This is a genomic window from Thiorhodovibrio winogradskyi (assembly GCF_036208045.1).
GTDB classification, from domain to species: domain Bacteria; phylum Pseudomonadota; class Gammaproteobacteria; order Chromatiales; family Chromatiaceae; genus Thiorhodovibrio; species Thiorhodovibrio winogradskyi.
In genome coordinates, this window is sequence record NZ_CP121472.1 from 2,233,918 (window position 1) to 2,259,524 (window position 25,607).

Genomic DNA, 25,607 nt, shown 5'->3' on the forward strand with positions numbered 1-25,607 from the left:
AGGCGTCGATGCCTGTGTCGTGGAGCATCTTCGACTCCGACGAACACTATGACGGCGTTGATTTTACAGTTGTGGTTTGATGTCGGCATCCGCATCCGCATCCGCATCCGCATCCGCATCCGCATCCGCATCCGCATCCGCATCCGCATCCGCATCCGCATCCGCATCCGCATCCGGCTCCGGGCCGATGAGCCCAACGATCTTCCAGCCTGAAGCCGGCCTGAGTTGACCGCCGCCGTCGAAGGGGCGGATGTGACCCTGGGTATCCAGCGCAAAGAGCGCGATCAGCCGCGTGCCATGCTGGGCACGATAGTCTTCCCAATCAAATTCCTCGCTCAGGCGGGTGATGCGGATCTCGGCGCCGCGCGCCAGCAGACTGGCGATCTTGGCGTAGGTCGCCTGGGGGCCGAACAGGGTGTTGTCCTGGCGGTGGCGGCGGCGGATCTCCGCTGGCAGGCGCGGATCACGCTCGCCCGGCGGCAGCCGATAGACCTTGTTGCGCCCGAAGACCTTGCCCAGCTCTAGGCTGACCAGGGTGTTGAGATCGGTGCGTGGGGAGAGCGCGAACAGTTGCCCCAGCCCGGTGAGTTCCAGGTGCAGTTCGGCATGTTCCGAGGTCGGATTGCCGTAATAGCTCGGCAGGCCACGCAGCCGCGCTTCGGCGACGTGATCCCAATTGGGATCGGCCAGCATCACCGGGATTTCCAAGCGCTGGAGCGCCGCGCCAATGGCGCGCGCGACCGGATTGGCGCCGACGATCAACACCCCGCGTGGTGGCGGCTCGCGCACCTGTAGATACTTGGCCAGCGGCTTGGCGGTCAGGCTCTGCACAATCACGGTGAACATAATCACCAGAAAGGTCAGGGGCACCAGCGCCTCGGCGCCGGCATGGCCGGCCTCCTCCAGACGCAGCGCGAACAGCGCCGAGACCGCGGCGGCGACAATCCCGCGCGGCGCGATCCAGGCCAGCAGGCCACGTTCGCGCCAGCTCAGGGAGCTGCCCAGGGTGCTGACCAGCACCGCCAGCGGTCGGCCAAGCAACTGCATGCCCAGCAGCAAGAACACCACCCCCCAGCCAAGCGCCAGAATGGCCGCGGGTTCCAGGCGCGCGGCCAGCAGCACGAATAGCCCGGAGATCAGCATCAGACTCAGGGTTTCCTTAAACGGCAGAATGTCATCCAGGGGCACCCGGGGCATGTTCGCCAGCCAGATCCCCATCACCGTCACCGCCAGCAGGCCGGACTCGCTGTGTAACTGGTTGGCCAGATAGAACACCGTGATCGCCGCCACCAGGGCGCCGAGACTGTGCAGATAGGCCGGCAGCCAATAATTGCGCAGTACCAGCCCGGTCAGCCAGCCGGCCAGGGCGCCGATGGCCACCCCCTCGACCAGCAGCAGCGCGAAGGTCAGCAGCGAGGCGCCGATGCTGCCGGCATCCCCGGCCTTGAGTAGAAACTCGAACACCAGCACTGCCATGAGCGCGCCGATGGGGTCGATGACAGTGCCCTCCCAGCGCAGCACCCGAGCAACCCGCTGGGTCGGGCGCACCGTGCGCAGCAGGGGGCCGATCACCGTCGGGCCGGTCACCACGGTGATGGCGCCAAAGAGCACCGCGATCGGCGGTGATAAATCAGTAAACTGCCAGGTCAGCGCTGTGGTGCTGGCCCAGGTGATCAGCACCCCCAGCGTCAGCAGGCGTCGCACCGGCGCTTTGAGTCCGCGCAGCTCGTGCAGGCGCAGGGTCAGGCCGCCCTCGAACAGAATGACCGCCACCGCCAGGGAAATGATGGGAAACAGCAGTTCGCCGAACAGGGCATCGGGATTCAGCCAGCCGGTCAGCGGACCGACCAGGATACCGGCGAGCAGCAAAAAAACAATCGCCGGCAGGCGTACCTGCCAGGCCAACCACTGCGCGGCGAGCGAGAGGGCGCCGACGCCAACCAGCAGACCAGCGGTGGGTTGTGACATGCACAGGTGCCTTTGGGGTGACGATGCAGCCTATAGTATCGAGTGTGCGTACCCGGATCGGCAAGCGGCAGCCAACACCACAGCAATTCCAAATTTGGGTGTTTCATCTGGTCTACTGAGAACCGGGCCAATAAACGGGCGCTGGAAAACGATATTTGGAATTGTTGTGCTTTCAAGCTTTACAAGCCTTGGGTTTTTTGTATCCTGTACGCGGCTGAAGTACCACTGCCATGCGTGATCACGAAAAAGAGGGAAAATCATGAGACTATTGATTGTTCTACTTGCCATCATCCCGGTTTTTGCTTTCGGTGCTGGCGGAGGTGAAAGCGCACCGATAACGACAGCCGCCAATGATTCTGCGGAGCACGGGGGGAAGGCAGCTTCTGAGTCCAACAGCGGCATTCTTCTTCCCGACGGATGGGCAATCGACGACGCCATCTCCGCGGAGGATGTCGAAGCGGTCATGAAAACAACCGGCTTTGCCGTTTTTCCTGAAGCCGCCAGCAGTAAGTCTAAAGGAAGACCCATTGGCAGCTACAACCTGGGTGGCGTCCCCTATAGCAAAGTGCGTTTTGAAGCCAATGTTTCCGACGGCCAGGAAGCATACGAGAGAGCTGTCGGCTTTATTACCGATGCAACCGAGATCGAAGGCCCGAGATGGGATGTTGCTTTGATGGGCAACGCCAAGTTAGGAGACAAAACCGAGACTCGAATGCTCATTCGCAAGGGTGATCATTTCTTCATGATTTCTTGGGTTCCCGAGGTATTCCCGGAGCTCGACCCCAAAGAAACCAATATTAAGCTTGCCGAGCTTCTGATCTCAAAGCTTTACGGTCAATAGCCTACCCAGCTTGACTCGTTCCCACGCTCCAGCGTGTGAATGTAGGGCGGCCGCTTCGGCGGCCCGAATCACCTCGGCACGCAGCTGCATTCGCTGGGCACTCGTGGATCTGTCCCTGGGTGCGGGTTCGGCTCAACCCCAATCCCAATCTCTGGGGACTGACGACTTAACGCACGCGGCGGGCGGGAGCGGGCCAGAGGCCGGATCAGCCTCCTTGATGGCATCTGGCCCGGTGAGCAGACCCGGTGCTTCAGACCTTGAACCGACCAACCAGGTTTTGCAGTTCCGCCGCCAGCCTGGAGAGTTCATCGCTGGCTGTTGCAATCTGATGGGATCCGGACGCGGTCTGCTCCACGGCCAGCGCGATATTGCTAATGTTTTGGTTGATTTCCTCGGTCACGGCGGACTGCTGCTCGGCGGCACTGGCGATCTGGGCATTCATGTCGCTGATATTATTGATGGCGTTGCTGATGGCCTGGAGCGACTCGCCGGCCTTGATCGCCTGAGCCATACTTAGCCCAGCCTTGCCGCGCCCTTTTTCCATCACCTTCACGGCGCTGGATGTTCCGCTTTGCAAGCGTTCGATGGTGGCCTGTATCTCGGTGGTGGAAGACTGTGTACGGCCGGCCAGGGTACGCACTTCATCCGCGACCACGGCAAAGCCGCGGCCCTGATCGCCGGCGCGGGCGGCCTCGATGGCGGCATTCAGGGCCAGCAGGTTGGTTTGTTCGGCAATGCCGCGAATGACGTCCAGCACCTTGCCGATGTTTTCACTGTCTCCGTGCAGTTCTGTCATCACCTGAGAGGCATTGTGCACTTCCTGCGCCAGGGCATCGATGGTACGGATGGTGTTCCGCACCACTGTCTCGCCCGTGGTCGCTTCCCCATGGGTGGTGACGGCCGCGCGCGCCGCTTCAGACGCATTGCGAGCGATCTCCTGCACGGTCGCGGCCATTTGGTTCATGGCGGTGGCGACTTGATCAGTTTCGGAATGTTCGCGGCGCACCTGCTCACGAGTTTCTTCCGTGGTGCTGGACAGCTGCGTCGCGGCCGTCGCGAGTTGACCGGACGCGGCGCCGACCTGGCGAATGAGTTCGCGGTTATTGCCGACAAAGGTATTGAATGCCGCGGCCAGGGTGGCGAGTTCATTGCGACCCCGCACCTCGAGTTGTCGGGTCAGATCACCCTCGCCGGCGGCAATCTCGTGCAAGGCTTCCGACAGCAGAGTGATCGGCTTGACGATGATTCGGGCCAGCCAGACCGCGACGCCTACCCCGACCGCGATCAGCACCAGGATACTGATGACCAAGGTGGTTAACATCTGATTGACGCCTTGGCCGACGATGCCATCGATTACCTGGCGCGGAATGCCAAGGAATAGGATGCCAATGACCTGATTGGAGGCGCTCTTGATTGGCTCATAGACGGTGAGATGCGATATCCCGAGGATGTTCGCTTCACCGATATAGCGTTGCCCAGACGAGACGGGGGCAAAGGCAGAACTGTCCTGTCCGAGTTGGGTGCCCACGGCACGACGCCCATTGGGCAAAAGGATATTGGTGGTGACCCGGGTGAAATCGCGGCCATCGCGCACAAAAACGGTCGCCAGCACGCCGAGTTCCCGGTTGAGCTTGTCCACGACCTCGAATCGATCATTGATTGGCCGGCCCTCGGCATCGACCAGTTTGCCGTCCACTAGTTGCAGAGTGCCCCATTCATCGGCGACAGTGTTGCTGGCGGACCAGATGTCTCCCTCAATCTTCATTTTCAGGGTATGGTCCACCAAGGCATGCCCCATGCGACGGGCGCCCTGGCTGGAGATTAGTAGAGCGGCGATGCCAATGAGCATCAGAAGCAGAACGATAATGCCGATGAGTCTGGCGCGAATGGTCAGGTTATTCCACATGCGTTTGTCTCTCCTCGGTGAGATGGAAGACAGCTGACTCAAGCCTGGAACGCTGGTCTCCCATTATCAGGGATTGCCTGTCGGTCAGGGCCGTGCTGGCGCGATGCCCACCGCGATGTTGAAGTGGACCTTGGTTCCCTTTCCCGGTTTGCTTTCGATGTCCACATATCCGTCCATCATATCGGCTAGTCGTTTAACAATGGATAGGCCCAGGCCGGTGCCCTGGAAGCGACGCTTGGTGGAGCCATCAAGCTGCGTGAAGGGCTCAAACAGGTATTGGAGCATGTCCTCGGGGATGCCAATGCCGGTGTCGGTGACCATGATTTCCAGGCGGATTCGTTCGTTATCGATTGGCTCCAGAGCGCGAACATCGACCCGGACCTCCCCCTGCTCGGTGAACTTGACGGCATTGCCGACCAAATTAAACAGGGCTTGGCGCAGTCGCGCCGCGTCGCCGATTAAGGTGCGCGGAATGCTGGGCTCGATGCTGGAATGCAGAGCGAGCCCCTTGGATGCGGCTTGGTGGGCGAAGGTCTCGATAACGGATCCTAGCTGGGAATAAAGGTCAAAAGCAGCCTTCTCTATGGTCACCTTGCCGGCTTCGATCATCGAGAAGCTGAGGACATCGTCGATTACCCCGAGCAGCCGTTGGGAGGACGCCATCGCCAGTTCGGCGCATTCGGCTACCTCATGCTGGGCTAGTTCCGAGGTGCTCAGCAGTTGGAGCGCGCCCTGGACGCCGTTCAGCGGGGTGCGAAGCTCATGGCTCATGTTGGCGAGAAACTCGGACTTGGCCTGGTTGGCGGCTTCGGCCTGCTCCTTGGCCTGGAGCAATTCCAAGTGGGCCTGCTTGAGCGGTGTGAGATCCAGGATCTGGATCACCGAGTAGAGAAGCCTGCCAGATGGCTCGCGGATTGCCGAGATGGTCAGAAATCCCCAGCGGATCTGGCCGTCCTTGCACTGGTAGCGTTTCTGCAGCTCGTAGCCGTCTTCATTCTCCTTGAGGTATTGACGATAGCGCCGCCTGGTCTTCTCGCGGTCTTGGTGGTGGGTGATGTCCTCGCAGGTCATGCGCAGGAGTTCTTGCCGGCTGTATCCGGTGAGTTCGCAGACCTTGTGATTGACCTTTAGAAAGTGGGCGTCCGGGCTGATGGTGGCGGTGGCGACACCGCTCTTGTGGAAAATCTGGGAGAAACACGCATTGCTTTCCCTGTGGGCCTGCTCGGCCATTTTGCGCGAAGTGATATCGCTGACGATACCCTCGATGGCGACGCATCGACCATCAGCGTCTTGGATCAGAACGTTATGCTGGGAGAGCCACCGCTGTTGGCCGGACTTGGTCAGTATTCGGTACTCATACTTGGGCTCTACCTGGCCCTGAAGAAGCTTGGACCATTCCTGTTCAAAATAGTCCCGATCATCAGGATGAATGATGTCCCGGATCAACAGCGGTGAGGCTAGAATCTCATCGGTTGTGTGGCCGATAATAATTTCGGCGGCCGGGTTGACGAATTCATACTGACCAGATGGCAAGGACATGCGGTAGATCATGTCCGGCGCATTGTCAACAAGGCGGCGATAGCGCGCCTCGCTCTCCCGCAGTTTGTCATCGGCCAGCATTCGCTCGGTGACATCGCGGCACTGGGTCGCCACATGCTTGATCTGGCCGTATCTATCGCGCAGCGGATAGTAGTTGGAGTCGATGTGCCGGCGACCCAGGGCGGGAAACTCGAACCAGCTGGAAAACCTGACGATTTCCCCGGCCAGGCAGCGGTCGATCTGGGTCTTGATCAGCGCGGAAAAGACGTCCTCTCCAAAGAGTTCGCCCATGGATCGGCCAACCAGCTGTCCGGAAGACGCGCCCCAGAAGCGCTCGCAGGTGAGGTTGGCGATCTGGTAGGTGTAGCTTGTGTCCACCACGGCCATGGCATCCATGGTGATCTGGGCCAGCGCGTCGCACCACAAAAAGTCCTCGGTCTGGGACCAACGGCTGCAAGACTCAAGTGCGGCATTGCGTCGGCGTAGCCAATCCAGCTCCGCGACAAGCTTCTGTTGGGGCTCGTGTGGATTCTTGACATGGCTTTGGTGGTCACTGGTGCCGGGAATCGTGCCTGGAGGTGGAAAATCACTGTTCGACATTGGATGGGCTCCGATAATGAATGCCAAGCTGGTGTGTGTGGCGAGTTCTATCGCTTTGTCACGGGAACATCCAACATCGGTGACCTGTTACGTCCTTGCCTCTGCCATTGAATAAGCATAGGTCAACTTGGGCAGGTTATCCTCGGAGCTTCCTGATTGCAACCGATTATCGAATCCATAGAGGCAGCGAAGGAACCCCTCTGTTGATCCTTCGGTTGTTGTCGATCTTCACTCACTCGTTCTCACGCTCCAGCGTGGGAATGCAGAGCGGCCGCTCCAGCGGCCCGAATCACCATGGGACGCTGGAGCCTGGGAGCCATGAGGAATCCATGCCATCCTCATAACCGCATCGATAAACCATCAACCAAGGCGTGACGGTAGGCCAGATAGGCGGGCAGGCTGCCGACCAGGCCGCCGGCCAGCACCAGGGCGGCGAGCAGTTGCCATTCTCCCAGGCTGGGGGCGCCCAGGGTGATGACCAGCCCAAAGGTGTTTTGCAACAGCGGTTGGGCGATCAGCAACAGGGCATGGAGTAGCCCCAAGCCGGCGGCGATGCCGAGCAGCATGAGCACAGCCGCCTCGCCCATGACCAGCGCAAACACATGCGCTGGGCGGGCGCCGACCGAGCGCAGGATGGCCATTTCGCGCCGGCGCGCGTTGAGGCTGGTCAGCAGGGCAGTGAGCATGCCGATCAGCCCCACCAGCACCACGAAGGCCGAGACCACCAGCAGGGCGTTTTCGGCGATGCCGATCAGATCCCACAACTGACTCAGCGCGACGCCGGGAAGAATGGCCAGCAGGGGTTCCTCGGGGTAGTTGTTGATCGCCCGCTGGACTTGAAAGGTGGCGATCTTGGCGTCCAGCCCGACCAGCGCGGCGGTGATGGCCTTAGGGGTGAGATCCAGGTTCCGGGTCTGTTCCGCCGAGACTTGCCGGCCGGGCACTGGCGCGCCGGACTGCCAGTCGACATGAATGGCCTCGATGGCTTGCAGACTCACATGCACCGTCCGGTCCACCGGGGTGCCGGTGGGCTTGAGAATGCCGGCGACGCGAAACGGCTTGTCATCATGACGGGCGAAGCTGATATCCCCAGCGCCATGGGCGAGGATGATCCCGTCCTCCAGGCGATAGCCCAGCTTGGCCGCCACCTCGGCGCCGAGCACGGCCTCGTAGAGATCCGCGAATACCGCGCCCTTGGCCAACGCCAGTCGCTGCTCGCGCCCATACTGATAATGGCGAAAATAGTCCTGGTTCGTGCCCACCACCCGATAACCGCGATGCGAATCGCCCAACGACAGCGGCACCGTCCAAGCCACCCGGGGCAGGCGGGCAATGTCTTGATAGCTCTGCCAGGAGATATTGTTGGTGGCGTCGCCCAGGCGAAACACGGCATAGAGCAGCAACTGCACTGGCCCGCCGCGCGCGCCGACGATCAGATCGGTGCCGGTCAGGGTGTTGGCAAAGCTCGCGCGTGCTTCCTGGCGCAGACGCTCGACACCCAGCAGCAGGGCGACGCTGAGCGCGATGGACAAGAGCGTCAGCAGCGCGGTGAAGCGCCGATTCCACAGACTTTTCCATGCTAGGGACAGGATGGCCATGACTCAGGTGCTCCCCATGGCCGTGCCGGCCAGCGGTGCCGCGTGATTGACAGCGGCCAGATCCAGGGTGCGATCGAACAGCGGTTCCAAGGCCGCGTCATGGCTGACAAACACCAGGGTCGCCCCGGAGGCGCGGCATTCGTCGAACAACAGCCGGATGAAGGACGCGCGACGATCCGCGTCCAGCGCAGATGTCGGCTCGTCAGCGATCAACAGCTCGGGCGAACCCATCAGGGCGCGTGCCGTTGCGACCCGTTGCTGCTGGCCGACGCTGAGGGTGGTGACCGCGCGCCGCTGGAGTTCGGTATCACCCAGATCCAAGTGCGTCAGCAGGCGCCGGGCTTCCGCCGCCAAGGTTTCGCTGCGGGATCTTGCCCGGTCGTGCCGCCGGGCCGAGAAGCGGCAGGGTAGGGTGACGTTGTCGATCACCGACAGATAGGGAAGCAGATTGAACATCTGAAAGATGTAGCCGATGTGATCGGCGCGAAAATGATCCCGCCCGACACGGCCAAGTTGCTCCAAGGGCTGGTCGAGGACGCGCACCGAACCGGCGCTGGCGGTGGTCACCCCGGCGATCAGGCTCAACAGGGTGCTCTTGCCGCTGCCGCTGGGGCCCTTGATGAACAGACGCTCGCCAGAGGCCACCCGCAGGTCGTCAATGCTCAGCACCAGGGGCGCGCCGGGCTGCCAGCGGAATGCCAGCGCCTTGATGTCGATGATCAATTAGCCGATCTCCGCTTGGTCCAGGTTGGGACTAATCTCAGGATGGGGTTGATCCAGAATGCGTCCAGTTGACAGGACGCGACGGACCAGGCTTATTCAGGGGATTGGCATGTCGAGCACTGTTGATTCAAAACTTGATGACAGGGTCTTTCGCTGTCAGTTCCGCCGCTCCCTGTTGGCTCTCGATGATGTATTGAACCTGGATCTTCTCCATGCCCGTGAAGGCCTCGAACAAGGCGACAGTCAGCTGTGTGAGTTGATTGGGAGTCTCGCACGCGAACTGGTAGACAGCCCCCATGTCCGCATGGGTTTCGCCATCCTCTCCATGCGCGTGGTCGTACCCGTGATCGTGCTCATGCCCGTGCTCGTTTCCATGTTCGTGCTCATGCCCATGCTCATGCGCTTCTTCAAGCAACTCGGAGATGACAGTCGCCCTTTCCAGGTGGCAACCCGCCGCATCATTGAAGGAAAAAAGACCCTCGCCGTCTTTTAGCGCGGCAACCGCCTGATCCAAGGTCGCGCGCTGATCCGGGGATGAAGGAAGATGCTCGAAGCCGAGGATATTGGCCGCCGGGCCGTGGAGTTCGATCTGAACCTCTTTGCCCTCGAGTGCAAGGTTCAGCGCGGCAATGCCGTGAAGGTGGGCGCCATGCTGGCGGTATTCAGCATGATGCTGATCGTGGTGCGCATGGTCCGCGAGCGTCCAGGGAGTCATGAGCGCCAGAATCAGCGCGGGAGTTATCCGGGTTGGCTGCGCAGACATGATCAGATTCTCTGGGTTGTTCGGTTGGTGAGCCAATTTAACCACCAAAAGGCACACTCAGACTCAGGCGAATATCCCGCCCTGGGCTCAGCGCATAGCCTTTGTAGGTGTCGAGAAAATCGCGATACTCGGTATCGAACAGATTGCGTATCGCGAGATCAATGCGCGCATTCTGGCGGTCAAAGCCGCGCAAGGCAAAGCCCAGGTCGAGATCAATGAGGGTGTAGGCATCGGTCGATGCGGTGCCAAAATCCATGTGGTCGAATTGCGCGAAGGGCTCGCCTGGCGCGGCGTCCTTGGCGGCACTGTGGCGCATGCCCAATCTGATGTAGGGCTCGCGCAGCGGGCCGCGATCGGCGAAGCGGTAGGTCGCCTCAAGGCGCAGGGAATCTGCCGGTAGCAGGGGCAGATCTTGGTTCGTCCGGTCATTGGTGCCGCGCACCAAGTCCAGTACCCCGGCAAATTCCAGATGGTCGCTGGCCTGCCAGCGTGCCTCAAGCTCCAGACCGGTCAAGAGCGCATCGTCCTGCTGGAAGGCGAAGATTGGTAGGTCGTCCTCGGAACGACCAGTGTCTTGCAGATAAATGTAGTCACTGATGTCGTTGCGATAGACAGTCGCGCTTCCACTTAAGTTGGGCAACTGCCAGCGCAGGCCGAGATCCATGTTGAGCGACTTTTCTGGCTCCAGATCCGGGTTGCCCTCCTGAATGGCCGCGACGCCGCCATGCACCCCGTCGGCATAGAGCTCGAACAAGGTTGGCGCGCGGAAGCCACGACCGAGATTGGCGGCCAGCGCGAGTTCCTCGGTAAGCCGATAGACCGCGCCTAGGGAGCCGGTGAAGACCGCATAGTCGTGATTATCGCGCCCGGAGCCTGCCTCCAATTGGGCCACCGGCGCGCTGGTCTTGCTGGCGTCGCCGGTGACCGAATGCCAGTCATGGCGCAGCCCGGCTTGCAGGGTCAGGGCGCCGATGTCCTTGCTCTCGAAGGCAAAGAGCGCGAGATTGCGGACCTCTCCGCCCGGCGCTAGCACTGTGGTGCCGCGCGAGTATTGGGTCTTGCTGCTGTACTCGATGCCAAGGGTGCCGCCGTCGAAGGGGCCAAGGTGCTCATGGATGGCCTCAAAGCGCGCGCTGTAGCGATCAAACTCCAGATGAATGGTGCCGTCGTAGCCAGCCGAGCGGGGAGTGCCAGCGCTGTTGGCGCGGCGCAGGTTGTTCTGCCAGGACAGGGTCGGTTTCAGCTGCCAGCCGTCGGCCAGCGGCATGTCGCCGGTGAGCTGAAGCTCATCGTTGCGCAGCCACAGCCCGATGCCTGTGCCATTGGGGAGTAGGAAATTGTTCTCGTCATTCCACTGGCTGTAGCGCAGCCCAAATTCGCCGAGATCGGTCAGCATGCCAAGACCGAACTGGGCGTTGAGCTGGTCAAAGTCGGTGTAGGGCAGCTCGCCGGTGAATTTGGGGTCGCTTGGATTGCCGGATTCGGTGGCGGTCTTGGCGTTGGGGGTGTTCATGTTGCCGGCGGAACGACGCATCAGTCCGGCATCCAGGCTCAGAATGTCATTGCTGGCGCGCGCCTTGATCCCGGTATCCCATTGGGCCTTGTTGCTGTGGTAGACGAAGAGCGTATCGGCGCCGACCAGGGTCTCACCCGTCGCGGCAAACTCAAAGGCCGGGGCCTGCACATCAATGGCGCCGCCCAGCGCACCCGAGCCATAGAGCAGACTGGAGGCACCGCGTACCACTTCGATCCGCCCGGCCAGAAAGGGGTCGATATTGGGCGGATGACGCTCGCCATATTGCTGGTAATCCACGCCAATCCCGTTTGACAGAATCTGGATCTGATTGCCGCTCAGACCCCTGATCACCGGCTTGCCGACCTGATTGCCGGCGTTGATGGATGCCACGCCGGGCAGGGCATCGAGTGTCTCGCCGAGGGTAAAGCGTTCGCGTTCGCGCAGTTCCTCGCCACTGAGCACCGAGACCTTGGCTGCCTGCAGCATGGGATCGCCGGGTACAGGGACACCGGCGGTCACCTCGATGGCATCGAGTTCGATGGTCATTGCCTCCTCCTCGGGTGCTTCACGCGCGACTGCCGTGCCGCCGAGAAGAGTCATCGGAAGAGTGATCATGAGTGTCGGAAGCAGGATCGTGCGCTGATGGTGTCGGGTTTTGGTGATCATGGGGCATTCTCAACTGTCAGCAGGGGGATCGTGATGAGTGCTCGAAATGTTATGACATAACATTTTGGAAAAGCAAGCTGACTTGAGAAAGCAAGACCGAGTGGCGTCAACAAAGCGAAAGACGATCACGAATCGGCACAAGGCTAGCTGCATGCCTACGCGGCTAGCAATCTGGCCCAGAACAAGGCGCTTGATCTGGGCAGCTATGGATGATGCTTAAAGTTAGCGTATGATGAAATTAAAATTTATCATACAACCGGCGCTAGCGTCTGCTCCAGTTTTCTGCCAAACCCTGGTCCGAGGAAATAAGGTGGCTTGGGCGGCATCCTCCGGAAAAAAAATATTGCTAATCGTTCGCGTTGCTGAAATACTATTAACGAGAACGCTTCTTATTCTAGTTATTTATTCATAAACAGATTCCCAACGCAATGAGGTGGACACATGAAAGGTACACGTCTTCTTCCCGCTATCACCATGACCCTTGCCGGTCTGGCAACCCCGCCGGTTTTCGCCCAACTCACGCTTGAGCAACGCGTCGAGCAACTCGAGCGCGAAAACGCCCGTCAGGCCGCGCAGATCGCCGAACAAAACCAACAACTTCAAGGCGCCCCGCAACGGGTCGGCAAGCTCGAGGACGCACTTGCGGCGGGCGAGGGGCGCGGCTGGTTTGAAGGGATAGAAATCGGCGGTGTGATCGAGGTGGAGGCGTCCTACCTGGATCCTTACCAGGGTGATTCCGAGTCCGATCTGGTGCTGGCCACCTTCGAGTTGGGTATCGCCTCCCAGGTCAACGACTGGGTGGGTATCGAGGCTTCATTGTTGTACGAGGAAGACGACACCGACCTGGAAGTCGACCTGGCCTTTATCAACATTTACAACCCGGACGTCTCGCCGGTGTTTTTCACCGCTGGTCAATTCTATGTGCCCTTCGGCGCTTATGAGACCAACCTGGTCTCGGATCCGCTGACGCTGGAGATCGGCGAGGCACGTGAAACCGCCGCCCAGCTTGGCTTTATCCATGAGGGCTTCAGTGGCAGTCTCTACGCCTTCAATGGTGACAACAAGGTCGACGGCAAGAACCAGATCAAGAGTTGGGGTGCCAATCTGAGCTACGCGCTGGAAACAGACAGTTACAGAATCAGCGCCGGTGCCGGTTACATCAACGATCTTGGCGACTCCGACACCCTGCAGGACAGTATCGCCGAGAATCGTCAGGCGATTTACGACCGACTGATCGAAGGCGAGGATCCCAGGGCGCGCTGGTTTAGCACCGATCCGAACGAACGCACCGGCGGATGGACGGCAAATCTGAGTCTGGGTGTTGGCGGCGTCAATGTCATCGCGGAATACCTGAGCGCCAGCGAGCGCTTTGAGTTTCCCAGCCTGGCATATCGGAACAAGGGCGCGGAACCCGCGGCCTGGAACATCGAAGCCGGCTACAGCTTTCCGGTTTTTGGTCGCGACACTGTTCTCGCTATCGCCTATCAAGGCACCGAGGAAGCCGTCGCCCTAGAACTGCCGGAACGGAGTTGGTTGTTCGGATGGTCGGTTGAAGTGTTTGATAACACAGCGCTGTCCTTTGAATATCGCCAAGACAGCGACTATGGCGAGCATGATGGCGGCTCCGGCAAAAACGCCAGCGCCCTGGTTGCTCAGCTTGCTGTTGAATTCTGAAGTCGCTCAGGCCCATCAACGCATGAAAGTGCCGGACGCGCTTTTCGGCCCCGGAGTCCCGGCAGGAAAGTTTCTGCAGCGCCTGGATCGGTATCTCCTTGGTCTGGGCGATGCGATGGGATCCTCAAGCGAGCGCAATACAGCAACGAGAAACGAGATGATGCGCGAATCCAAACACCTGCTGGTCGCCCTCGCTGGTCAGCAGAACGCCGGTAAGTCGACCCTATTCAATGCGCTGACCGGCGCTCGCCAGCATGTGGCGAATTATCCCGGGGTAACGGTCGACAAGAAATCCGGGCGCTATCGCGATCAGCAGGGTGATGTGGTGATTGTCGACCTGCCCGGCACCTACAGCCTGACCTCCTTCTCGCTGGAGGAGCGGGTGGCGCGCGAGTTCCTGCTGCAGGATGCACCGGACATGGTGGTCAATGTGCTGGATGCCGCCAACCTGCGCCGCGCCCTGCACCTGACCCTGCAACTCATGGAATTGGAACGTCCGCTGGTGCTGGCGCTCAACATGCTTGATGTCGCCACCGCCCAAGGGATCGCCATCGACCAGACCGCGCTCGGCGCGCGCCTTGGGGTGCCTGTGGTGGGCACCATCGGGCGCAAGGGGGAGGGACGCGAGGACCTGCGCGCCGCGATCCGCGCGGGCGTGCGGCCCGGTCGGGCGGGCCCCATTCCACTGAGCTACGATGCGCTCGAGGCCGAGCTTGGCGAGCTCGAACAACCCCTTGGCGCGGCGCCGGCATTGAGCGACTTGCCGCTGCGCTGGCTGGCGCTCAAGCTGCTGGAGGGCGACAGTCAGGCGCGCATTCTGTTGGTGGGGCGCCTGGGCGAGGCGGCGGCGCATGCCTTGCTCGAAGAGGCCCGCGCGCGCCGGGACAGGTTCGAGACCCAGGCCGGGATGAGCATTGGGGATCATATCGCCGCTTGTCGCGAGCGGGCTGTCACGGCCATTCTCGCTGGCGTGCTCAGCCGCGTCGAGGCCAGGCGCCCGGCGGTGACGGATCGCATTGATCGCTTCGTGCTGAATCGCTTCATGGCGCCGGTGTTTCTGGTCTTTACCGTGTGGCTGATCTATCAGGTGTCCATCGTCTGGGGCTACGAGATCACCACCTATACCTGGCCGTTGCTGGCCAAGCTGCGCGAATTGGCTGCCGGGGTGCTGCCGGCGGCGGGTTTTCTGGTCGATCCCTACAGTCGCTCGCTGGGGCTGTGGCTGGTGGACTCGGCCAATACCCTGCTGAACTATGTGCCGATTTTCCTGATTTTGTTCGCCGCCATCGCCATCATCGAGGATTCCGGCTACATGGCGCGGATCGCCTTCATTCTCGATAAGATTCTCAATCGCTTCGGGCTGCACGGGCAGAGTACCCTGCCGTTGATTCTGGGCGGCGTCTTCGCCGGTGGCTGCGCGGTGCCGGGGGTGATGGCGACCAAGGGCATTCCCGATCACCGCGCGCGCCTGGCGACCATTTTTGCCGTGCCCTTCATGAACTGCCTGGCCAAAGTGCCGCTCTACACCCTGCTGATCGGCATTTTCTTCGAGCAGGACAAGGCGCTGATGCTGTTCTATATCTCCACCATGACCATCATCTTCGCGTTGTTGGTGTCCAAGCTGCTCACCGTCACCTTGCTACGCGGCCAGGAGACCTCGCCCTTCGTGATGGAGCTGCCCCAATATCACCTGCCCACCCTGCGCGGCGTGCTTGGTCGCGCCTTCGAGCGCACCTGGCAGTACATCAAGAAGGTCGGCACCATTGTGCTGGCGGTGGCTGTGGTGGTCTTCGTGCTGCTGCAATTCCCCGGACTATCCAAGGAGCGGCTGGCCCACTTCGAGGCCGAGGGCCAGGCCGCGGCCGAGCAGTTCCAGCGCGCCCTGCGCGGCAATGCCTATGCCGAGGTGGCCAGCGGCGAGCATCTGGTGCCATTGCTCAATTATTTCGACGACTACAAACGCGCCAAGCTTGGCGCCAGTGGCGCGGCCGGTTCCGCAGCGGTCGCGACGCGCTTCGAGTCCATCAATCCGGACTTCTATCCCCTGGTCAAGCCGCCAGCGGGTGACCGCGATGCGCGCCAGGCATGGAAAGCGCTGCGGGATCTGGCCAAGGTGCGTCAGGGCTTGCGGCGCGAAATGCGCGAGGAGCGCATCGTCACTTCCCTGCTCGGCACCATCGGGCGCGGCATGGAGCCAGTGACTCAGTTCGCCGGCTTCGACTGGAAGATCAATGTCGCCCTGCTCGCCTCCTTCGCCGCGCGCGAGAGCAGTGTCGCCACCCTGGGCGTGCTCTTTCAGCAGGATGACGACCAGAACGAGACCCTGGAAGAGCGCATGGGCAGCGAGACCCGCGCCGGGGGCGCGACCGCGCTGCTGGCGGTGTCCATGATTCTGTTCTTCGCCCTCTATCCGCCCTGTCTGGCCACCACCATCATGATCAAGGTGCAGACGGATTCCTACAAATGGATGTTGTTCTCCATCGTCTTCCCGACCCTGTTGGGGCTCTTGGTGTCTAGTATGGTCTACAGTCTTGGCCAGGCTTTAGACGCCAGCGGTATCGAGGCGATGACGGCGGTCTATCTGAGCGCCCTGGCGGTGCTGATTCTGGTCGGGCTGACCAGCGGCTCCAGGCGGCGCTTGGCGTGGGAGCAGCGATGAACACAACCACTGAAGTGGCACAGACTGTCGCGCCCAAGATCACGGCGGGGCGTGGCGCGAGCAGCGGTTGGTTTGATCTGGCCATCACCGGCGTGGTCATCGCGCTGGCGCTCTTTTACCTGTATCGCAAGCTCTGGCGCCAGGGCGGGCGCTGCGACGGCTGCGGTCAGGCCGGAGGCTGCGCCATCAAACCGCCCGCCGCGGGTGCCAAAGGCAAGCTGGGCAAAAGAAGATGAAGGACTCCAAGGCAGCTCGCGGGTTCAGGGTTTGAACGCGTCCGCTGAACCGATTCATTATTGCAATTAATAATGTTTCGCAATACGATATACATCTGATGTCTTTGGCTGTCAGATCCGGCTCATGGGAGTCGAGGAGTTTTACCATGTTCGAGGTTCGTCATCAGCTTCCTGGGCGCCTGCGCCTGCATTGTCCCGCCCTGCGTACCAAAGCGTGGCTTGCTGCTGCGCTTCGTGGGCACTTGCAAGCCTGCGACGGCGTGCGCTCGGTGCGCATCAATCCGGCCTGCGCCAGTGTGGTGATTGCGCACGATGCACGACATTTTAGTGCTGATCAACTGCAGCAGCGCTTGCGCGCGCTGTTATCGGCAACACCAGTCCAGGCGCGGACGACGACTGTGGTCTCTGTTGCGGGGCCACTTCTGGCGGTGTCCGGGCGCGGGTCTCGTGATGACGTGGGATCCAACAACAGCTTGCTGAATGGATCGCGGCGCGACTTACAAGGAAGCTGGTTGCGTTTGCCGAAGACTTTATCGGAGATTTGGGGCGAGGGGGGGCGTTCGCGGATGCTGGGTTGGTTGTGGCGAAAAGCCGACAATTCGGCGCCCAAGGGCGGCGCTGTCACGATCCTTGAGTCGCCGTCGCCGGCTGTCGCCATGCTGTGCCGCATCAATTGGCGCATCAGTCACTGGATGCTGCGCCAGACCCTGAGATGCTGGTGGAATGGGGAGCTCGGGTCCGACCAGGGGCGCGCGATGGTTTCACCGCGGCTGACGCCTTTGCCGCGTTCGCGCTGAGTCCGAGGCTCGCTTTGAGGATCAGTCTGGGGCGACCCAGGCTCGGGGTGAAAAGTGCAAAGTCATGAGGCTTGCGGCGCGCCTGGCAGGGCCGGAGGGGCTGCCGGGGGGAGGTGGGTTCTCAGTCGATATCGATGAGAACGGCTTCCGCTCGCCTTAAGGCGATCAGGGAGGATTCCAGCTTCAGTTCCAAGGGGTCGCCGAGGGGGGCGCTGCGGACCATGACGACATTGGCTCGTGGGTGCAATCCCAGGTCAAGCAGTCGTTGGCGCACGGCACCTTGCGCCCGATGCCCGCGGATACGGACGTGTTCGCCAGCCAGAACTTCATTAAGCGTGCGCGCGCGCTGACCGCGGCCACCGCCTTCGCGGCCGCCCTTGCCCGCGCCGCGACCCTGCCCATGATGCCGAAGTGGGGACATGCTGCCTCTTTTCATCTGTTTTCCTCAACGGGGGGAATTTGACATCAACTTGTGAGTCTAGGACATCCTCGAAAAAAAAGCAAATAGGAATGATTGCCAGTAAATTCGGATACGCTATCCTAGTAGTCATGTCCTGTTTCGCCAACGAAACCCGCTAGTGGAGCCTGCATGTTTCCATCCTTCGAGCCCGTGATCGACATCGACGCCATCACCCACCGCTATGGCCGGCGAACCCTCTATGAAAATCTCAGCCTGAGGGTTTCAAAGGGTCGGGTGGTGGCGCTGCTGGGCAAGAACGGGGTGGGCAAGACCACTCTGATTCGGCTGCTGATGGGCTTTCTGCGCCCGAGCAGCGGTCGCTGCCGGGTGCTGGGCGAGGACTCGCACGCGCTGTCTCCGGCCACTCGCGCGCGCATCGGGCTGCTGTTCGAGGGACATCTGACCCACGACTACATGACCATCGCCGAGATCGAGCGCTATCACCGGGCCTTCTATCCCGGCTGGCGCGGGGTGCTGTATTTTGATCTGGTTGATCGCATGGGGCTGGCGCGCGATCACAAAATTGCCCGGATGTCCTGTGGGCAACGCTCGCAGGTGGTGCTGGGGCTGATCTTTGCCCAGAACCCCGAGTTGATGATTCTGGATGATTATTCCATGGGGCTGGACCCCGGCTACCGGCGGCTGTTTCTGGAGTATCTGGCCGCCTATTTGGCCGAGGGCGGCAAGACGGTCTTTGTCACTTCCCATGTGATCCAGGACATGGATGACCTGGTTGATGAGGTGATATTTCTCCAGCGTGGTGGCGAGATTCTGCACCTGCCGCTGGCGGATTTTCGGCGCACATTTCGCTGCTTTGCCTTTTCCATGCCGGCCGGCGCCGAGCCGCCAGCGGCCGATGCGCTGATCCGCAACACGGATATCCTGACCCGACCGCCGCGCCTGTCCAGCTTCGCCGAGCGCGAGCGGATCGCCGAGCATCTCGCCAGTCAGCGCCCGGACATCCTGCTGGGCGAGGAACTCCCGATGACCCTGGAAGACGCCTTTATCGGACTGACCGGAAAATACTGAGGTTAGATGCGCATGTGGTTCGCGATCCTGTTGAAAGAATGGCTCAAGCTGCGCTGGAGCCTCGCCGCCCTGCTGGCGGTGCATCTGGGCGTGCTGGGCTATGTGTTTCTGACCCTTCGCCATCAGTTTCAGATCGAACACTCAGAGATGATCTGGTACTGGGCGTTCGAGCTGCGGCGGCTGCTTTACACCCCGCTGCAATATCTGCCGGCGTTCACCGGCGTCGCGCTAGCGCTGGCGCAGTTTGGCCCCGAGCGGCTGAACGGGCGCTTTCGCCTCTCACTGCATCTGCCGCTGCGCGGTGACTGGCTGGTGTGGAGCTGGGTGGCGGTCGGCGCCCTGTTCGGCGCCTTGTTGAGCAGTCTGACCGCGCTGGGGCTTTACCTGCTGATCGGCCAGTGGTTCCCGCGCGAGGCGGCATTCAGCGCGGTGCTCACCGCGCTGCCCTGGTTGTTGGGCGGTTGGGTGGCCTATTTTGGCGCCAACCTGGCCTTGCTGGAACCGGCCTGGCCACGGCGGCTGGCTTATCTGGGTGTCAGCCTGGCGTTTCTGGGCTTGCTGTATCAGGAGCGCGGCTATCAGGAATACGACCAGATTTTCCCGGCGCTGACGGGGCTGGCGCTGCTGTTCATCCCGGCGGTCATCCTGCCCGCCCATCGCTATCGGCATCAGGCCATGATCGGGGGGGCGTCATGACCGCCCGCATCGCTCGTTGGTCGCTGATCGCCTTGACAGTCGTGTTGCTCGCCATCTGGCTGCCGCAAGTGAAGAATCTGCTGTTCGAGTACCGTTTTGGCAAGACACAGCTCTTTTACAGCCCAGTCATCGAAAAGTTTATCTATACTGAGTTGGTCGGCGCCGGGCATCAATTCGTCTATCGCGATCAGGATGGCCGGGACTACGACCGCGAAGCCTTCGAGCAGCTGATTCCCTTCATTTACTACAAGAATATGGAACTCTGGGGCAAATTGCCGCTGGAACTGGCCGGGCAGACCTTCGACAAGGCCGCCATCCGCGCCGAGCGCCTGGTGCTGGAGTTCGAACCACGGGATTTGCCGGAGCACAGCCCGCGTATCCCACTCTTCCCGCTGCTCGAATCCAATCCTGGGCGCTCCCGGCTGCGTTTTCCCGAGGATATACTGCGACCCGGCGCCGCACTGACCTTCATCAACAGTGACGCCAATCGCCGCGAGTCCGAGCTGACCGACAGCTTCACCCGCGCGCTCGCCAAAGCGGGTTTCGTCTTTCCGGTGCGCGCCACCTTTGCGCGGGTGTCCATTCTCAAGGCTTTCGACGCCGGGCATTTTCTGATCGATGACCAGGGCAAGCTGTTTCAGCTCAAACGCGTCGCTGGCGCGCCCTGGGTGCGCTCGGTCCCGCTATCGGAGGGATTTCGGGTGCGCGCGATCAAGATCAGCGAGAACCAGGGCAGCGACTTTCTGGGCTTCCTGCTCGCCGAGGACAGTCGGCTGTTTCTACTCGGTCAGGGTGATGATCCACTCACCCCGCTGGAGCTGCCCGGTTATGACCCGGAGCGCATGGAACTGAAACTTCTGTTCAATCCGCTCTATCGCACCGCCATCTACTCTGACCGCCAGGAGATTCACGCCATCGCGATGGATCGCGCGTTCAAGCCCATTGCCCGGTATCAGCGGCGCATGGCCATGGCCGCACCGCGCCTGGTTGATACCCTGTGGGACAGCCTGACCCCCGTCAACCTGCAATGGCGCACGCCCGAGTCACGCTATCCGCGCCTGACGCCGCAATGGCATGGTGAGAAGGCCGCCATCGGCATGAGCATGGCCTTGGTGTTGGCGCTCGCCTGGCTGCGCTGGCGACGCGCGCCCTTGCTCGGCAATTGGGCTTCCCTGATATTGGTGGCCCTGACCGGATTCCTCGGCCTCATCGCACTCCTGTTGTTTCCGCCGGAAGCCGAATCTGCGTCTTCTTGACTTTTTTAATCGAACCACATGCCATCTTGCCCTTCATGCCTTGCGATGCCTTGCAATTTTCTATCCAGGCTTCATTGCGCAAAGACCTTTTTTTCTGGTGTCATCCTGGTTGTCCTGCTCAGTCTGCCGGCCTTGGCCCATCCGCACGCCTGGATCGATTTGCGGGTCAGGGTGATGGCCAATGCGGCGGGTGAGGTGACGGGGCTTTACCAGGAATGGCTCTTCGATCCGTACTACAGCCAGATCGTGCTTGAGGATGTCGGTTCCGAGGCCAAGGCCGCCACCAAGGATGCCTGGCTCGCGGCCATCGCGACAAAAATATTGAAGAATCTCGCCGATTATCATTACTTCACCAGCGTCGAGCAGGGCGACGAGCCAGTTGTGGATGTGACCCGGGTGCGTCCGAGATGAAAGCCGAACAGGATCGCCTGCGCTTGTGCTTCGAGTTGCTGCTGGATAAACCGCGATCCATGGCGATCGGTCGGTTCAGCTATGCGATTGCCGACCCAACCTTCTACATTGAAATTTTGCACGAAGATGGCGCCGATGCCTTTCCGCCTGCTTGCCGCGTTCAAGTGCAAGCGCCTGCTTGACTCCATGCCGGGTCGGACTTCCAGTGATTGGCCCAATCCGGCAGTCGTTCCGGGGACAACGCGGGAGCGATGCCGTAGCCCTGGGCCAGTTCGCATCCGAGACCTAACAATAGGCTACCATGCTCGACGCTTTCCACTCCCTCGGCGATCACCGTCAGATCAAATGCCTTGGCCAGTCCAGTGACACCTGAGACAATCGCATGGTCTTCTGCGTCCCTGGACATATCGAGGACGAATGACTTATCAATTTTCAGCGTTTGCACCGGCAGCAACTTAAGGTAGGTCAGTGAAGAATATCCGGTGCCGAAATCGTCGAGCGAAAACTGCACGCCAAGTGCGCGGCAGGCTTCGATCAACCGGGTGACATGGCATAGATCGCTAATCGCGGCCGTCTCGGTGATCTCAATCTCCAGGCGCGGATCATCAATCCGTCCCGCTTCTCGCAGGGCTTGTTCCAGCTTTTCGACAAAGTCAGTCCGTTGTAACTGACATGCAGACACATTCACACTGACTGCAAGCCTTAAGCCTTGCTGATCCCAAAGAGTCATCTGGCGCAGCGCTTCGCGAATCACCCAGTCGCCCAGTTCCAGCATGACATCGCTGTCCTCGATCACAGGCAAAAATTCCCCTGGCGGGAGCAAGCCACGCTCTGGATGATGCCAGCGGATCAGCGCCTCGGCCCCGACCACTTCAGCAGTGCGCATGTTGACTTTTGGCTGATAATGCAGCACCAGTTCGTTGTCGGATAAGGCGCGTTCGACCCGCTTGATCATGCGCTGGGTCTCAATTTCCACCGCATCCTGATCGCCGTTATAGAAAAAGAAGGTGTTTTTTCCCAACTGCTTTGCCTTGTACATGGCCTGATCCGCCTGACGCAGCAAGGTGTCCGTGTCGGTGGCATGCAGTGGAAACAAGGTGACCCCAATACTGGCTGTCACGACCAGTTGATTGCTGTCGATCAAAAACGGTTCGCTGACCATGGCCAGAATGCGTTGCAGAATCTGAATACACCCATCCTGATCTGCCAAATCCGCCAACAGGATGATGAACTCATCTCCTCCCAACCGAGCAACGGTGTCATTGGCACGCACCACGGCACGAAACCTGTCGGCAAGCTTGATGAGCAGACAATCGCCGACACCATGCCCATGGTTGTCATTCACCGGCTTGAAGCCATCGACATCCAGGAAACAAACCGCCAACAGCATCTGTTCTCGTTGTGCCTTGGCAATGGCCTGTTGCAGCCGATCATTGAGCAGCACCCGATTCGGCAAGCCAGTCAGGGAGTCGTAATGGGCAATCCGCTCAAGCTCGGCTTCATGCCGTTTGATGGTCGTGATATCGACAACGACGCCGACGAAGTGCACTGGATGCCCCTGGTCGTCAAGCACCACTGAAATGGTCAATTGCTGGGGAAACAGCTCGCCCGATTTGCGCCTATTCCATAGCTCACCACGCCAAACACCCTCTTCAAGCAAGGTAAGCCACATGCCGCGGTAGAATTCAGGCCCGTGGTGACCCGACTTGAGCATGCGCGGCGTCTTTCCGATCAGTTCTGCACGCTGGTAGCCGGTAATGCGCTCATAGGAATCATTGACCTCGATGATGACACTGTCGGTATTTGTAATCACAATGCCTTCATGGGTGTTCTCAAAAACGCTCGCCAGCAGCCGCAGGCGCACCTCGGCTTGCTTGCGAGTGGTGACATCCTGAAAGGTCACGGCAAACTGACCGGGTGATGGCCGAAAAGCGCGCACTTCAAAAACCTTTCCGATTTCTTCGCTGGGCGCTTCAAAGGTCACGGGAACCCCAGTGAGGGCAACCTGGCCGAAGCGTTCAATCCAAAGGGATTCGGTGTTCGGCAGAATCTCCAGCACGCGCCGCCCGACAATATCCGCCGCACGCAGACCGGTCATGGACTCGAATGCGGGATTCACATCAAGAAAGCGGTAGTCGATCGGTCGTCCTTGCTCATCGGTGATGATCTGATGCACGGAGAACCCGGTGATCATCTCATTGAACAGCGTCCGATAGTTTTCCTCGGCGAGACGGCGCTCGCTCTCGGCGAAGGCGATTTCGGCGCGCTTGCGTTCGGTTGTATCCTGGAGCGTTTCGATCGCACCGATGATCTCGCCGGCGACACCATGCAGGGGGGCTGCAGTGAAGAACAGCCAGCGCCCGCCGCCGGGAAAGTGCGGGAAAAAACTCTCAGCCTCGAATGCGCCCTCAACCACGGAGGATGCGGTGTAATTTCCATAGTAGCGCTCATATTCACCTTGGTTGGCCTGGCTGAGAATGAGATCCGCCATCACCGGGCGCGGAGCCGGATAGAAGGCTCGCCACTGTTCGCGCGTGCCAATCATTTCCGTAGCGGGAATACCCATTACAATCTCGCACGCCCGGTTCCAGTGCGTGACACGATGCTCGGTATCGATGACGAAGGTTGGTACCGGGTTGCCCTCGATAATCTCAGTCAGCAGTCGCTGACTTGTCGTGCGTTCCGCGTCGGTTCGACGGTGCTCGGTGATATCGACAAGGTGCTGAATCGCACCCGTGACCTTCCCGTCTGGGCTGTGCAGTGGCGCGGCGGTAAACAACAGCCAGCGCCCGCCCCAAGGCAGTTGCGGAAAGAAGTCCTCGGCCTCAAAGGCGCCGGGAAATCGTGATCGGCGGTACTTGCCAGGGTAATAGGCGGCAATTTCCTCCTCGCTCGCCTGTGCGACAATCAAGTCCGAGAGCATGGGGCGCGCACTTGGGTAAAACGGCATCCATTGATCGGCGGTTCCAAGCAGGCGCACTGTCGGCATGCCTGTTAGATCGGCGCAGGCGGCGTTCCAGTGCACGACGCGATGGGTGCTATCGATGACGAAGGTCGCGATGGCTGAGGAGGCGATCAGGCTCGCGGTATCAATCATGACTGAAAGTAGCATCAGCGCAGTGTCGCCAAGGGATTTGGTAGCAAAAAGAGGGCGGAGCAGGCAAGTAAGCTTTCCTGCTAACGCATATCGCTTGTTGAAACCACGAATAATGCAATTGTTGTTTCACAGCACAGAGCTAAAATTTCTTTGGCTTTGGATAGTATACGCTCTATGTCTGCTCTGATTTCGCTGTCTTGCATCTCATTTGGTAGTCAATGTGGATTTCTCCAGGATGTGGTATCGCTAACGCAGCCGCGAATTGTCGCGGCTATAGTCGCCCAATAACCACGCTCACCGGCAAGAAAACGCGCATGTCGCAAACTAAATGAAGCAATGTACTATAAACAGATCAAATCCCAGTTTTTCTCCAGGTCGCCGCATGTCTGGAAGCCTTGGAAAAAATTTGAAATTCTTGAAGATCACGCTCGCATTTGCGAGACTTCGGGTGGCGTTGGGCGGTTTCCGCGCCCCGCGCATTCCCTGTTGCTTTTACCAAGGAGGTTGAACGATGGCCCTTGCCCAAGAAGACCTGAATCACATCAAGCAGGAAATTGGCCTTTATGTGAAGGAAAATATTAGCGCCTGGCTGGCTGAGCAAAGCCTCGGCAAGCCGCCGGTGGTTTATGAGATTGAACTGCGCGAGCGGATGGTGCGGGTTGAGGATGAACTGAAAAACCAGCGCGAGTTGATGCGCGAAGGCTTCAACCAGATGGACAAGCGCTTCGAGCTGATGCAGATCAGCATGGACAAGCGCTTTGAACAGGTCGAGAAACGCTTCGAGCAAATCGACAAGCGTTTGGAACAGGTCGACAAGCGCCTGGAGCTGATGCAAGCGGACATGGACAAGCGCTTCGAACAGGTCGATATACGCTTCGAGCAGGTCGATAAACGCTTCGAGCAGGTCGATAAACGCTTCGAGCAGGTTGACAAGCGCTTTGAGAGCGTGCAGCAAGACATCCGCGCGCTGCAACTGCGCATGGACCACTTCATGCGCTGGTCGTTTGGCGTCACCATGGGCACCGGCGGTCTGATTGTCGGCATCCTAAAACTCTGGCCCTGAGCCGGCGTGGGCGAGGCGCTTCAGCCTAAAGTGAATTGACCGAAGAGCGGGTGTCACGGTGGTGCGCGCAAGTCATCAAGGAGGCCAGGATAATGCTCTGACCCTGAAC

The 25,607-nt window shown here is 60.2% G+C and carries 18 protein-coding genes and 1 pseudogene; 10 read left to right on the forward strand and 9 right to left on the reverse strand.

Annotated features, from left to right (window positions below; translation table 11 throughout):
- Nucleotides 1-63: 63 nt before the first annotated feature.
- Nucleotides 64-1,968, reverse strand: coding sequence for a cation:proton antiporter (locus Thiowin_RS09920; RefSeq protein ID WP_328987566.1), 1,905 nt, complete (start codon nucleotides 1,966-1,968; stop codon nucleotides 64-66).
- Nucleotides 1,969-2,227: 259 nt separating this feature from the next.
- Here Thiowin_RS09920 and Thiowin_RS09925 point away from each other — a divergent pair, with 259 nt between their 5' ends.
- Nucleotides 2,228-2,809 (forward strand): hypothetical protein, encoded by a 582-nt coding sequence (locus tag Thiowin_RS09925; RefSeq protein ID WP_328987567.1) that lies wholly within the window; start codon nucleotides 2,228-2,230, stop codon nucleotides 2,807-2,809.
- A gap of 250 nt (nucleotides 2,810-3,059) precedes the next feature.
- Here Thiowin_RS09925 and Thiowin_RS09930 read toward each other — a convergent pair whose 3' ends face one another.
- The 6 genes from Thiowin_RS09930 to Thiowin_RS09955 form a co-directional block, all read right to left on the reverse strand.
- Nucleotides 3,060-4,715 carry a methyl-accepting chemotaxis protein gene (locus Thiowin_RS09930; protein WP_328987568.1) on the reverse strand — a complete coding sequence of 552 codons (1,656 nt, stop codon included), beginning with the start codon at nucleotides 4,713-4,715 and terminating at the stop codon, nucleotides 3,060-3,062.
- An 84-nt stretch (nucleotides 4,716-4,799) separates the two neighbouring features.
- On the reverse strand, nucleotides 4,800-6,854 hold the full coding sequence (locus Thiowin_RS09935) for a PAS domain S-box protein (RefSeq protein ID WP_328987569.1): 2,055 nt from the start codon (nucleotides 6,852-6,854) through the stop codon (nucleotides 4,800-4,802).
- 338 nt (nucleotides 6,855-7,192) lie between these two features.
- Nucleotides 7,193-8,452, reverse strand: a complete 1,260-nt coding sequence (locus Thiowin_RS09940) for an ABC transporter permease (protein ID WP_328987570.1) — start codon at nucleotides 8,450-8,452, stop codon at nucleotides 7,193-7,195.
- Between the two features lie 3 nt (nucleotides 8,453-8,455).
- Nucleotides 8,456-9,175: an ABC transporter ATP-binding protein gene (locus Thiowin_RS09945; protein WP_328987571.1), complete on the reverse strand. Its 720-nt coding sequence runs from the start codon at nucleotides 9,173-9,175 to the stop codon at nucleotides 8,456-8,458.
- Nucleotides 9,176-9,302: 127 nt separating this feature from the next.
- Nucleotides 9,303-9,938 (reverse strand): DUF2796 domain-containing protein, encoded by a 636-nt coding sequence (locus tag Thiowin_RS09950; protein WP_328987572.1) that lies wholly within the window; start codon nucleotides 9,936-9,938, stop codon nucleotides 9,303-9,305.
- Between the two features lie 37 nt (nucleotides 9,939-9,975).
- The gene (locus tag Thiowin_RS09955) at nucleotides 9,976-12,120 is read right to left on the reverse strand and encodes a TonB-dependent receptor (protein WP_328987573.1); all 2,145 of its coding nucleotides are present in this window, start codon (nucleotides 12,118-12,120) and stop codon (nucleotides 9,976-9,978) included.
- A gap of 441 nt (nucleotides 12,121-12,561) precedes the next feature.
- Here Thiowin_RS09955 and Thiowin_RS09960 point away from each other — a divergent pair, with 441 nt between their 5' ends.
- The 4 genes from Thiowin_RS09960 (at nucleotide 12,562) to Thiowin_RS09975 (ending at nucleotide 17,486) form a co-directional block, all read left to right on the forward strand.
- Nucleotides 12,562-13,794 carry an LbtU family siderophore porin gene (locus tag Thiowin_RS09960; protein WP_328987574.1) on the forward strand — a complete coding sequence of 411 codons (1,233 nt, stop codon included), beginning with the start codon at nucleotides 12,562-12,564 and terminating at the stop codon, nucleotides 13,792-13,794.
- Between the two features lie 157 nt (nucleotides 13,795-13,951).
- Entirely contained in the window at nucleotides 13,952-16,453 is a 2,502-nt protein-coding gene (feoB, locus tag Thiowin_RS09965; RefSeq protein ID WP_328987575.1) for a ferrous iron transport protein B, read from the forward strand.
- Nucleotides 16,450-16,689, forward strand: coding sequence for a hypothetical protein (locus Thiowin_RS09970; RefSeq protein ID WP_328987576.1), 240 nt, complete (start codon nucleotides 16,450-16,452; stop codon nucleotides 16,687-16,689). Before feoB ends, Thiowin_RS09970 begins: the two co-directional genes overlap by 4 nt.
- A 146-nt stretch (nucleotides 16,690-16,835) precedes the next feature.
- On the forward strand, nucleotides 16,836-17,486 hold the full coding sequence (locus tag Thiowin_RS09975) for an HMA2 domain-containing protein (protein ID WP_328987577.1): 651 nt from the start codon (nucleotides 16,836-16,838) through the stop codon (nucleotides 17,484-17,486).
- Between the two features lie 121 nt (nucleotides 17,487-17,607).
- Here Thiowin_RS09975 and Thiowin_RS09980 read toward each other — a convergent pair whose 3' ends face one another.
- Entirely contained in the window at nucleotides 17,608-17,907 is a 300-nt protein-coding gene (locus Thiowin_RS09980) for a FeoA family protein (protein ID WP_328987578.1), read from the reverse strand.
- Between the two features lie 168 nt (nucleotides 17,908-18,075).
- Here Thiowin_RS09980 and Thiowin_RS09985 point away from each other — a divergent pair, with 168 nt between their 5' ends.
- The 4 genes and pseudogenes from Thiowin_RS09985 to Thiowin_RS10000 all read left to right on the forward strand — a co-directional run bounded on the left by Thiowin_RS09985 (nucleotide 18,076) and on the right by Thiowin_RS10000 (nucleotide 21,520).
- A complete protein-coding gene (locus tag Thiowin_RS09985) occupies nucleotides 18,076-18,975 on the forward strand; it encodes an ABC transporter ATP-binding protein (RefSeq protein WP_328987579.1) in 900 nt (299 codons plus the stop codon).
- 12 nt (nucleotides 18,976-18,987) lie between these two features.
- Entirely contained in the window at nucleotides 18,988-19,671 is a 684-nt protein-coding gene (locus Thiowin_RS09990) for a hypothetical protein (RefSeq protein ID WP_328987580.1), read from the forward strand.
- The gene (locus Thiowin_RS09995) at nucleotides 19,668-20,927 is read left to right on the forward strand and encodes a DUF4857 domain-containing protein (protein ID WP_328987581.1); all 1,260 of its coding nucleotides are present in this window, start codon (nucleotides 19,668-19,670) and stop codon (nucleotides 20,925-20,927) included. Before Thiowin_RS09990 ends, Thiowin_RS09995 begins: the two co-directional genes overlap by 4 nt.
- A 45-nt stretch (nucleotides 20,928-20,972) precedes the next feature.
- Nucleotides 20,973-21,520 (forward strand): annotated as a pseudogene (locus tag Thiowin_RS10000) (DUF1007 family protein).
- Here Thiowin_RS10000 and Thiowin_RS10005 read toward each other — a convergent pair.
- A complete protein-coding gene (locus Thiowin_RS10005; protein ID WP_328987582.1) occupies nucleotides 21,499-24,435 on the reverse strand; it encodes a bifunctional diguanylate cyclase/phosphodiesterase in 2,937 nt (978 codons plus the stop codon). The pseudogene Thiowin_RS10000 and the gene Thiowin_RS10005 overlap by 22 nt on opposite strands.
- A 511-nt stretch (nucleotides 24,436-24,946) precedes the next feature.
- Here Thiowin_RS10005 and Thiowin_RS10010 point away from each other — a divergent pair.
- Complete coding sequence (locus Thiowin_RS10010) at nucleotides 24,947-25,498, forward strand: hypothetical protein (RefSeq protein ID WP_328987583.1); 552 nt, start codon at nucleotides 24,947-24,949, stop codon at nucleotides 25,496-25,498.
- Nucleotides 25,499-25,607 lie beyond the last annotated feature (109 nt).